This is a genomic window from Collinsella stercoris DSM 13279, assembly GCF_020735465.1.
Classification (GTDB): domain Bacteria; phylum Actinomycetota; class Coriobacteriia; order Coriobacteriales; family Coriobacteriaceae; genus Collinsella; species Collinsella stercoris.
On record NZ_CP085935.1, the window covers coordinates 1,360,443 to 1,371,639 of the forward strand.

The 11,197-nt window shown below is 58.3% G+C and carries 8 protein-coding genes; 1 reads left to right on the forward strand and 7 read right to left on the reverse strand.

Annotated elements, in window-relative coordinates:
* Window positions 1-61: 61 nt before the first annotated feature.
* From LK434_RS05855 to LK434_RS05880, 6 genes are all read right to left on the reverse strand, one after another.
* A complete protein-coding gene (locus LK434_RS05855; RefSeq protein ID WP_006720133.1) occupies window positions 62-1,327 on the reverse strand; it encodes an ATP-binding protein in 1,266 nt (421 codons plus the stop codon).
* Window positions 1,328-1,691: 364 nt separating this feature from the next.
* Window positions 1,692-1,880 (reverse strand): metallophosphoesterase, encoded by a 189-nt coding sequence (locus LK434_RS05860; RefSeq protein ID WP_006720132.1) that lies wholly within the window; start codon window positions 1,878-1,880, stop codon window positions 1,692-1,694.
* A gap of 133 nt (window positions 1,881-2,013) precedes the next feature.
* The gene (locus LK434_RS05865; RefSeq protein WP_006720131.1) at window positions 2,014-2,595 is read right to left on the reverse strand and encodes an ATP-dependent Clp protease proteolytic subunit; all 582 of its coding nucleotides are present in this window, start codon (window positions 2,593-2,595) and stop codon (window positions 2,014-2,016) included.
* 9 nt (window positions 2,596-2,604) lie between these two features.
* Window positions 2,605-4,041: a VirD4-like conjugal transfer protein, CD1115 family gene (locus LK434_RS05870; protein ID WP_040360514.1), complete on the reverse strand. Its 1,437-nt coding sequence runs from the start codon at window positions 4,039-4,041 to the stop codon at window positions 2,605-2,607.
* Between the two features lie 205 nt (window positions 4,042-4,246).
* Window positions 4,247-5,134, reverse strand: a complete 888-nt coding sequence (locus LK434_RS05875) for a hypothetical protein (protein WP_006720129.1) — start codon at window positions 5,132-5,134, stop codon at window positions 4,247-4,249.
* Window positions 5,135-5,224: 90 nt separating this feature from the next.
* Complete coding sequence (locus LK434_RS05880; protein ID WP_006720127.1) at window positions 5,225-6,472, reverse strand: lipase chaperone; 1,248 nt, start codon at window positions 6,470-6,472, stop codon at window positions 5,225-5,227.
* Window positions 6,473-6,685: 213 nt separating this feature from the next.
* Between LK434_RS05880 and LK434_RS05885 the strand changes: the two genes are divergently transcribed.
* The gene (locus LK434_RS05885) at window positions 6,686-8,071 is read left to right on the forward strand and encodes an ATP-binding protein (protein ID WP_006720126.1); all 1,386 of its coding nucleotides are present in this window, start codon (window positions 6,686-6,688) and stop codon (window positions 8,069-8,071) included.
* A 134-nt stretch (window positions 8,072-8,205) separates the two neighbouring features.
* Here LK434_RS05885 and LK434_RS05890 read toward each other — a convergent pair whose 3' ends face one another.
* The gene (locus LK434_RS05890; RefSeq protein ID WP_040360513.1) at window positions 8,206-10,848 is read right to left on the reverse strand and encodes an AAA family ATPase; all 2,643 of its coding nucleotides are present in this window, start codon (window positions 10,846-10,848) and stop codon (window positions 8,206-8,208) included.
* Between the last annotated feature and the right edge of the window lie 349 nt (window positions 10,849-11,197).

Consider the following 11,197-nt stretch of genomic DNA (forward strand, 5'->3'; position numbering starts at 1 on the left):
CGCAACGCCTGCGCATTCCCGCGGGCGCTGCGACCATGCCGTTTTAGCCGCTTTCCTCCCTCTAAAGGAAAAAATCCCTCGCACTCACAATGCGAATGCCGTCAATGTCAGTATCATAGGAGCCCTGCCTCACGACCACGATCTTCTCATGGTTGTCCCGTATCGACTTCAGAGGAGCAGTCTCGCGTTCCCTGGTCTCACTCGCGAACATCTCGTCCGTCGCCTGCACGTAGAGCACGCGCCCATCCTTCGTTGCGACGAAGTCGACCTCCTTGCCGTAGAGCTTGCCCACATGCACACTCCATCCTTCGTAGAGCAGTTGGAAATATACGGCATTCTCGAACAGGCGGCCAATATCCGTGACTCTGTATCCTGCCATCCAGGTCCTGAAACCGGTGTCGACGATGTACTCTTTGGGGTTCGTCTTGAGGAGCGCCTTGCCGTGCAGGTCGTAACGCGCGGCACGGTAGAACAGGAATGCCTCCTCGAGTGCCGTCACATATGATGAGACGGTCTTGTTAGTGGTCTTCGACCCCGCAGAGGTCAACGCGCCGGCGATACCGTTCGAAGAGCACTCGTTTCCGATGTTGTCTGCCAGGAATTCGGCAACATGAAGCAACAAAGAGGAATCGGTCACCACACTTTTACCCTCACCGCGCTCGCGGTTTATGATGTCACGCACGGCTATTGCCTCATAGACGCCGGACATGTATGCCGAGTGTTGCGCCTGGGTCGTCGTCAGGGATGCAATAGCGGGCATGCCCCCGTACTCGAGGTAGCGAGTCAGCATCTCATCAAAGAGGATGGGCTCCCCGCCGAGAGCGATCCCAACAGACTTTCCCGATGCGAATTCGACACCGCAGAAGTCGGTGAATTCGGAGAATGACAGGGGCAACATCTTTACCTCTACGTAGCGTCCGGACAAGTAGGTAGAGAGCTCGCTCGAGAGAAGATATGCGTTCGAGCCCGTGAGGTAAATGTCGCAGTCAAAGTCAACCCTCATCGCATTGACCGCATCCTGCCAGCCCTCGATTCTCTGAGGCTCGTCTATGAAGACATAGGTTCGACCCCTATCCGACAAGCGACCGCGAACGTGGTTGTACAGTTGGTCCTCCGTCTTGATGCCCGTACTCTTGCTTTCTAGGTTGACGTTCACAAAACCGCGGCCAACGACTTCTTCGGACTCAATGGTCATCCTGATAAGGTCGAGGAGACTCGACTTACCGCATCTACGCGCGCCTGTGATCACCTTGATGAGGTCGGTGTCGCGAAACAGCATCGCTTCCTCAAGGTATCGGGCGCGGTTCTTCAGCGTAATGCTTTTCAAGTACTACTCCTAAAACATAGATTTGATTTCACTTTTAGGAGCATTGTAACCTCCTGCCACAAGCTGAGCAAAGAGCCTATCGCGAGATGTGCAGCGAAACGAAAGAATCCATCCCCCCTCCTGCATCAACGGGACAATCCTGAAAAGGTGGCGCGGATACCCCCACAACCGCCAGACTTCCTATCCCCTCAGCCATGGGGTGCATAACCTCCCAAGGGCAACCGTCCACAGATTGCGTCTCAAGGAGGCATCCATGAAAGGCCTGAACGAGGGGCACAGGAGTCTCCACAGAAAAGCTCACCTCGCAGATCCTGCCCTCCGCCCACGCCCTCATGAAAGAAGACAACACGCCGAGCTTATTCGACTAGGCGAGATCGAGCCGGGCGATCTCGTCGCACTCCTCCTCCGAGAAGCACCACACGTACCCGAAGTCCCCTGCGACGATCACGATGTCATCGCGCGTGAGACCGCGGCCCTCCGGCCAACAGCGCGCCAAGAGGCGGTTGCGACCATATTCGGCCGTGCCGTGCAAATCGCCCGTGATGTAAATCATGACGAGCCTCCCGTCCTCACCTCATGCAGCTTCCAGGCTCTCCGGATTCGGCTTGACACCCATCAGAGTAATCTCCCGCAGGGATAAAATCGGAAGAACCTCGGGTGCACCGCACCCGAGGTCCCAACTCCACTTACCCTCCGATGACCTCGTCGATCACCCCGAGCTCGAGGGCACGGCCGACATCGCACCAGCAATCGCGCTCGGTCAGCTCATGCACCTCATCGGCGCTCAGACTCATGCGTTCAGCCAGCATCTCGTCCAACTTGGCGCGCAGCGATGCGGCATGGTTCGCCACAATGCTGATATCGGTCTGCTGGGACATGCCGGCACCGGTCATGAGCTGGTGCAGCAGGATGTTCGTATGCGGATATGCGCTGCGATGGCGGCCGCAGGCCAAGATGACGCTGGCCATACTGGCAACCAGGCCGTAACCCACCGTGTCGACGGGACACGACAGGTCCCGCATCACGTCGATGAGGCCCAGGCCCGCGTACACGTCGCCGCCGGGGCTGCTCACCAGCAGCGTGATGGGAGCCTCGGGGTCCTTGCGCTCCAGCACGAGCATGTTGGCGATGAGCTGCGAGCACACGGCGGGCGTGACCTGCTCGTTCAGCATGAGCACGCGGCTGTTGTACAGCTCGCTCAAGACGTCGAGGTGATCGCAACGGCCGTTATCGAGGTTGGTGATGTTTGCAGGGTTGATGATGGGCATTTGATACTCCTATGCACCTAGCTTGAGGAAGCGGCTGGCGTTGGGATGCCGCGCAACGTCGTACTTGCGCGTGAGGAACGGCTTGGCGCCCGAGATCTTGACGATGCACTGCTCACGCGGCAGACGGCTCACCTCGGTGGGCGTGATCACCGGCGCCTCCACGCTCACCACCGTCCCCTCCTCGCCCGCACGTTGCGAGGCGATGGACGTCGTGCCGCAGAGTTCGCTGGTGAAGCGCGCCGTCCCGAGAGAGGAGCCCGTTCCCATGATCACGATGGCATCGCAGTTCTCCATGATGATATCGCGCACCTGGGGCCCATATACATGGTCGAGCTGCCCCAGGCTCTGCACACACATGATCACGCCCATGTCGCGCGAGCGCATGACCGAGATGGCGCGCTCGAAGGAGTCCAGACGCCCCAAGTTGCAGAACTCGTCGGCGATGAGCTGAACGGGGCGTTTGAGCTTGCCGCCGGGGTTGGCGTCCGCCTTCTTCATCGCCTCGTGTATGAGCTGCTTGAAGGCGAGGTTGCCCAGGAAGTTGTTGGCGGCGTCGTTGTCGTTCATGACCAGGTAGATGACGCGCCTCCGCTCGTCGATCTCGTCCAAGTGCATCTCGTCATGGTCGAGAACGCGCTCGATCTCGGGTGTGCAGACGCGTGCAAGGTCAGCCTGCAGGGAGATGATTATCGACTTGACGGTCCTTTCCGCGCCGCTTTTGAACGCATGGTACTGACGCACGCCGAAGGAGTCCCCCATGGGTTCGAACACAAGCTTTCGCCCCGGGCAGAAGGGGTCGTCCATCTCGCCGACTGACAGCTGCTCGACCATGTGGTCCAGCGGAGAGAGGTCGATGGGCCCGCCATCAGAAGGCACGCGAACAAGCGCCAGCAGCCTGCGAAGATTGCGCATGGTCATATATCGAGGTTCGACGATTCCGAGAGCCCGAGCGCATCTCGAAAGACAACCATTGATGACTTCGAGATTGTAAAGAACTCCCAAGAGCGAACCCGCACACATCTCGACGGACTTGGGCCAGAAAGTATCTGACGTCTTCTCCCGATGTGTGCTGATCGCATCGAGCACCATCTTCACAACCACGGGAATGTCGTCCTCCGAGCGCACGAACGCGAAGGGGTTGAAGCACGCCGAACGCCCCAAGTCGATGGTGTCCAGCCGCGTGACCTCATATCCATCTCGCTCGAAGCCCTCGGCAGTCGCACGATAGAGCTCCCCCTTGGTATCCGTGACCACGTAGCTCCCCGGCTGATGATTGATAAGGTTGGGCTCCACGCCACCATAGGTCTTTCCCGCACCGGAGCTCGCCAAAAACATGACGTTGCGGTTACGGCGATTCGCGAAGTCTTGCGAACCCGCGAAGTCGATTCCCGCACCCTCCGCCAGGATGAGGTCGCCCGTCGGGTCGCCCGAACTGAATACCGCCATCTCATCTTCCGTCGCCCAACGCCGCACATCGTAGGGAGCGTTCTCGTGTCGGAACCCATGCAATCCTATCGAACTCATTTTTCCTCCTGTCTTTATGCACATACTTAGAAGGCGAATCTCAGATGCCGCAACCGGAATGCGCGACATGGCAGGCGAAGGGCGGAATCGCCTGAGCAACTTCGACCGCCCCCGCCCGCCGCATCTATCAATGGGGCCCGCCGCGCAGGGAATCCATGCAGCGCTTAACCTCGCGCTGACTTTCCACGAAATGCAACTCACCGGCCGAGTCGCCGTTGAGCTCGGCGCGGCAGCCGCTCGCGACGAGCGCGTCGAGCAGCGAATAAGGCACGTCATACGCGCGACGGCGCTGAGGGGTGATGGCAAATGAGAGCGCTGCATCGAGCTCCTCGACAGCTGCGAAGCGCTCCTCCCTGCCCTCCGCGAGGAAGCGCCCGTACAGCGCGACCGCCGCGTCCTCTTCCGCCGCGAATCCCCGCAGGCCACCGAGGCGCTCATGCTGCGCGGGCTCCACTCCGTCACTCTTCCGGCGAAGGTCGCTGTACATGTACGCCATCCAGGGGAGGGGCTTGAATCCCAGCAGGCGCTCCGCCGTCTTCTCATCGAGGGTGCGGTCCGCGTCGTTCTGCTTCACGTGTTCCCTCGGCACGCATTTCACGCCCGTCGAAATCTGTCGAATCAAAAGGCCGAGAGAGGATGTGCGCCTCCAAACCTCCTCCATGCCCACGAGGACGTGCAAGCCCTCGAATATCCAGTCGGACTCGGGGAAGTAATCGGTCAACGTGACGACAACTCCGCCAATCAGGCACTCCGCTGCCTGGCGGTAACGCGAGACAAATCGCTCGCACTCCGGATTGCCGAACACGTACACCGTCCTGAAAGCGCGCGCGAATGCCAGAGCATCGGATTCCGTCGAGACATGCGGCAAGCGGTTTTTCGCGGGCTGGGCCGCAGGCGTGAGCCCTTCTATCAGCTCTGGGTTTCCGCCGTTTTCCACGAACATATCCATGAGCGCCATGTACGACTCGCCGTCTGAGGGGGCGTCCCTTTTCGCCGACTTATTCATATCGTTCATTTCTCCTTCCTTTCTCTATGCCGATTCATCGGGTCGAACGAGGCCCTCGTTGACACCCGTCCCACGAGGGCCCCGACGCGACCGCCTCCGCTACTGTTCCTTGACCAGCGAGTAAGTGTCCTCGAACATGCTGGATGAGCGATATCCCTTCTTCGCATTCGCCTTGGTGGTGAGCTTCGCCAAAGCGGCATTGGCGTCGTCGCGCGTCCCGAACCCGAAGGAGATGTGAACCTTGCCGGACGACGTCTCGGGGGCCGTGAAGCTTGCGCCGATGGTCATCGTCTTCATGCCGGCGTAGTTGACGCCGATGCTCTCGCTCTCGTTCAGCGTGGCCACGAACGGGATCTCGCCGGTGTCGGCGTCGCCCTCGACCGAGTTCGCATCGGTATCGAGGTAGGCGTGGTAGTGCGCGAGCCCCTGGAACGTACCCTCGACCTTGCCGGATTCGTCGTCCACAGACGTGATCTTGAGGATGAGCTCCTTGCCCTGGGCGCCGAAGCAGTTGCCCTCGTCCGCAACGGTATCCTTGAACGTGCCCTTCCACGTGCCGACGAGCTTCTCATGCGACACCTTCGCGGCACCAGCGTCCGCCTTGGCGCTCGAGAGGATCCAGTGACCGTTCTCGAACTTCCAGCCCGCATCCACGACGGCCTTCGCGGTCGAGAAGGAGTCCTCTCGCTTGAAGGTGAGCTGGGCCGAGGCGGTCTGCTCATCCTCGTCGAAGGTGAGGTCCTCGACGCTCGCCTTGCAATCGGCGTACAGCATCGAAAGCTCGTTGCTGCGATTCGCCGCGTCGACCATGCGCAGAGCCTCGATACCGTTCTTCCCGATCTTCTTCTCATCGGGGGCGACAGCTGCATGCCAGGTCTCGGACTCGGTGTCGGGATCGGTCAGCGGCTGCCACTCGCCCTCGTGCATCACTAAATTGCAGCTGAGGACCCGCTCGAGCTCCGCGCTTCCGTTCGACGCCTTGACCTGGCAGGTCACCTCGTAGTAGGTGTCGCCAAACTGCGCGGTGAGGAAAGACTCCATGTCGCGCTTCTCCTTGGACATCACATCCACCGAGTCGATCTTCCAGCTTCCCTCCGCGTCGTAGATGCCGGCATCTGGCATGGTCGCCAAGACGTGCTCCTCGCCCACTCGCTTGATGAGGGCATCGCTCGGCCCACTCGGGAACAAAGCAAACCCGAGGAAGGCGGTGATCATCACCACCACGAGCCCGACGGCCAGCATGCCGACCTTGGCCTTGCGCGGCATGTCCTTGAGCCTGCGCAACAGCTCCTTGGGCTTTTCGTGCAGGCTGTTGGCGTTGAGTTCTTCGGTGTTTTCAGTTTCCATGTCTGATCCTTCCCATGTGCAGGGCGCGCCGGCCCGATTACCAGCCCATGCCCTACCTCGTAGAATATGGGCTGATGGGAATCGTCCAGTTCTAAAGTACCGCTATTTAGCGATACTAACGCTATTTAGCTCCACGGGCGACTAATCGTTGAAATATCCGCCCGCCCTGATTAAACTTTTACTCGGTTATAACCGAGTCGGAAAGGACCGAGTATGGATTTCTTTGGTCGCGAGCGTGAGCTCGCCCGCATTGAGCGTGAAATCAAATCGGACGGTCAAAGCGCCATACTCGTATACGGACGCCGACGCGTGGGCAAAAGCGAGCTCATCAAGCAGTCGCTGTCGACAACCAGCTGCCGCAGCATTTATTACGAATGCAAGGAGACCTCCGAGCAGAACAACCTCGAGAGCCTCTCCGCCCTCGTATCCGAGGTCTTCGATCTCCCGCCCTTGGGTTTCGGCAACCTCGAGGCCCTTCTTGACCACCTCTTTCCTCTGTCCGTCAAGGAACCCCTTACGCTTGTCCTCGATGAATACCCGTACCTGCGCAAAACGGTCAAAGGGCTCGACAGCATCCTGCAGTCGTTGCTGGACCGCCATCGCGATTCATCCCACCTCACGCTCATCCTCTGTGGATCGTTCGTCGAGGTCATGAAATCGCTACTTGAGCGCGAGAATCCTCTGTATGGGCGAATCAACCTCACCATCGACCTCAAGCCGATGGATTATTACGACGCGGCGCGTTTCTACCCCGATTTTTCCGCCGAAGACAAAGTGCGTCTATACAGCGTGTTCGGCGGCATCCCGTACTACACACGCCTTATCAACCCGAAGCTCTCTGTACGGGAGAACATCATCGAACTCATATCAGAACCGGGAGCGCGTCTGGAAAACGAGATCTCGATGTATCTTAACTCGGAGATCTCGAAAATGGTGAACGCCAACGAGGTCTTCGGGGCATTGGCCGACGGATGCTCTAAGTATCGGGATATCCTCTCCCAGTCGCACGTATCCAGCGGGCCCACCATGGTCGATGTCCTCGACCGCCTCATCCGCATGGAGCTCGTGCAAAAACAAGCCCCCATCAACGATCCGATCAACAAGAAAAAATCGAGCTACCGGATCATCGATGGGCTGTCGCTGTTCTACTACCGCTATGTCTTTCGATACGCCTCGCAACGCACCTTCCTCGACCCACAGGTCTTTTACGACCGGTACATCTCTCAGGATTTTGAGACGAACTACGCGCCGCATGCATTTGAGGAGGTATGCCGGCAGTTCCTCATCCGAAAGAACCGCGTGGGGGAGCTGCCCGAATTGTTCGACGATATTGGCCGCTATTGGTACGACGACCCCGCCAACAAGACGAACGGCGAATTCGACGTGGTGACGCACGACCCGCATGGCTACGTGTTCTATGAGGCGAAGTTCCGAGGTACGCCCGTCACGCAGGAGATGATCGACGAGGAGATCGAGCAGGTGCGCTCAACAGGGCTCGACTGCTACGCCTACGGGTTCTTCTCGCGCTCCGGCTTTGCCAGCGATGTTGAAACACGAGAGCAGCTGCGGCTGTTCGATATTGGGGAGCTATATCGTTAACTCAATCTCGTCCCATCTATGGAGAGTCGCAGAAAAGACATTGAGCGCCGCGCCGACCCCCTTCCGCCGCAAGGGATGCCAAATCAGATGTCGGATATGCAAGAGAGCAAGAGACAATGCGTGGGCGGTGCAGGCTATGATCGCCGCGAAGCTTTCGACCCGCGCCACATCCGCAGCGCGGTCACGAATGCCTCGCGAGAGTAGAGCAGGGCGATGTAGGTGCCGGTTTTGCCGGCACGCTCATCTTCCCTTACGTCGAGATCAGCCAGCGCCTTCTCCGTGAACCGTCGGGAAGGCTTCGGAGTGATATAGCCCCGCGCCTCCAGCACCTCGTTGATCGCCATGGGGCCCTTGCGGGCATCTACACCTGTTGTCTGGGACGGACCAGCTTCCTCGAAGGCCTTTATCCAGCCGCTCAGGGTCTTGTAGTCGCCATCCCGCGAAGCCTGGGGCCGCTGATGGAGGGTCTCGGCTTCCCGCAAGGTCGCAGGCTTGCTCACATCACTGAAGCGAGGCTCGCTGCCGCCCACACCATCGTGCCCATGGTCGCGCGCAACGGTGCGCACAGGCTCAACTGAGGCATCACAAACAACCGGGGCCTCGATTCCGTGCTCGCGCATAACCTGGCGGATAACCCCCTCGTCGATCTCGCAAACATCCGTTCCCTCGGGGTCTCGCTCCCACAGCAAGGCTTTCGCGTCCTCAAGTTCACGAGCAGCCTTCTCTGCCCCGCGCGCATTGGCATATTCCTCGCCGAGAGTCGAGATATAAGCCATGAACTGCACTAATGGCGATATAGAAGACAACGTAAAGCGGAATCCTGCCTTCTCGAGCTTGGAGACGGCGATCTCCGCCAGCTCTTCTGGGCGGTAAGCATCAAAATAGACATAGTTCGTGATACGACTCCGAATGCCCTCGTTGGAGTTGAAGAAGTTCTTCATGCTGTCCTCGTAGCCGGCAAAAACGAACGCAACGTTAAGATCCCCGCTCGTCATGGCGGTTAAAAGCTCCTGAATCACCGCGTCCACAAAATCGCCACCGCCCGAGCCCTCAGATGCTTGCAGATTATATGCCTCGTCAATGAATAAGACTCCGCCACGCGCACTCTCGATAACCCTTTTGGTTTGAGGGCCGGATTGCCCCTTATATCCCGCAACCAGGTCATTCGAATTTACAACCACAAGCTTGTCCGTATCGCACACACCGATGCCATACAGCAGTCGTGCCATCAAACGCGCAACGGTAGTTTTTCCGGTACCGGCGGGACCCAAGAAAGCGAATGACGGTTTGGGCTCCACTTCCCGCCCATTTACCCCGCGCTTCACCGCAATCTCACGTTTGAACTCGAGCGTTCGTTCAATCTTTGCAAACGCCTCTTTCACGTTTTTCAACCCAATCAGAGCGTCAAGCTCCGCCATGGCGGCTGCGCGCACGCGCTCACGATCCTCCTTGTCATCCGCAGCCGGCACCCATCCGCCGTTTACCAGGGCGCTGCACACAACCTCGCTTGTAACTATAAACTGGCCCTGCTGCGTCTTCCCGCTCTCAAGCTCGATCGCATTCACCACGAGGTCGCTTCCGAGCCTATCGAGAATCTTTCCGTACGCAAATCGCTCACCCTGTGTTCTCTTCGCAAGATCAAGGCCGCGAGCCAATTCTTCTCTCGCGTTACCATCCGCCATGGCAAGGCTGGCATTCCTTCCCGGACCCATGGGCACCGCCGAGTCCAGCAGCAACGCGACCAAATCCTCACTTGTCAAATCATCGCAGACAATCCGATCCTTGGGGCGAACGAACACCCCGCCGACGCCATCAAATGCAGCTAGCACCTCTTCCGCTACAGGAGGATGACATTCGATCACGACCAAAAGCCTTGGAAACGCATCGAGCAGTCGGCGGACAATAAGGACGGTCGATTCCAGTGCATCTTGATTACGCCGATACTGAGATGAATCGGAATCGGCGACAGCCAAATAGCCGGAAGCGTCTATATGAAGAATGCCGTGACTCTTTTCATTGATCCGGTCGATAACCCTCTCGACATCAAGATTACCAGCATGCACATTAATGCTGTAGAGGGTTTCGGTCGGAAGAACGCCCGCCGAATAAAGCATCCCACGAATGGGCTGTAGTGCCCGAGTTTTTCCTACGCCCGGATTTCCAATGAGCGCCAGAGGCTCGTACACAGCGGAAATCGGCCCCTCCGCATCAAAGAGGCGCATGCGTCGTCTTAAACACTCCCAAAGCTGGGACATACCAATCATGCTCTCGGGCAACAAATGATAGCCGGACTCGTAATCGAGCATATGCCACTTGAGGTTTTTCTTCACACGTTCGACATTCTCGATTTGACCTTGAATCTCGTTTAGCACTTCTCGGGCCGAGGCCTCATGTTTCGTAGCTGCGAGACATGAGCGCAAAGCGAGCTTCTTTCTCTCTTTGGCATCCTCTAAATCCCTCTCGTGCTCGCCACGGCGAAAGACCGGGTTCATTCTCGCAAGTTCGTCAAGATGCGCCTGCGCGCGCTGCAGCTCTGCATCTGCATCGCGCGCCTCAGCGGCAGCGGCGTCACATCGCGATAACGCTTGGCAAAGCTCCGCTTTCAGCTCCCCCAATTTGCGATCGTAATTCTTGATCCGCACGCCAGCCGGTTCCAGCATCCGACCCTCCCGGAGTTCAACGAGCATCCGTGATTCTGCGATGCCCACAATACCGAATACATGCTCGCCCAGCCAATGGGCAATCTCAATAATAGCGTTGACATCAACATCACTCACACACCCATCTCTGCTCATTTGCAAAGAACGCTCCCGGTACGCACGCTATCACTCGGTTAAAACCGAGTCGGAAAAAGCCGAGCATAAGATTCCCTGGTCGTATCCGGCAGAGCATCGCTGCCTTACCACCGTCTGACCTCGGGATTCGATGACGATATCAAGCCGAGCGAGCAGCTGCGGCTGTTCGATATTGGGGAGTTGTATCGCTGAACACGCACCGAACGCGGCAGCTATAAATCTGAACTACAACGCGATAGCAACCGCATTGTTTCGATGCAATCGTTTTGCTATGCTTAACGGCGAACGGCGGGGACACAATGGGTTCCCGCCGTTCGCCGTTAAATAGCGA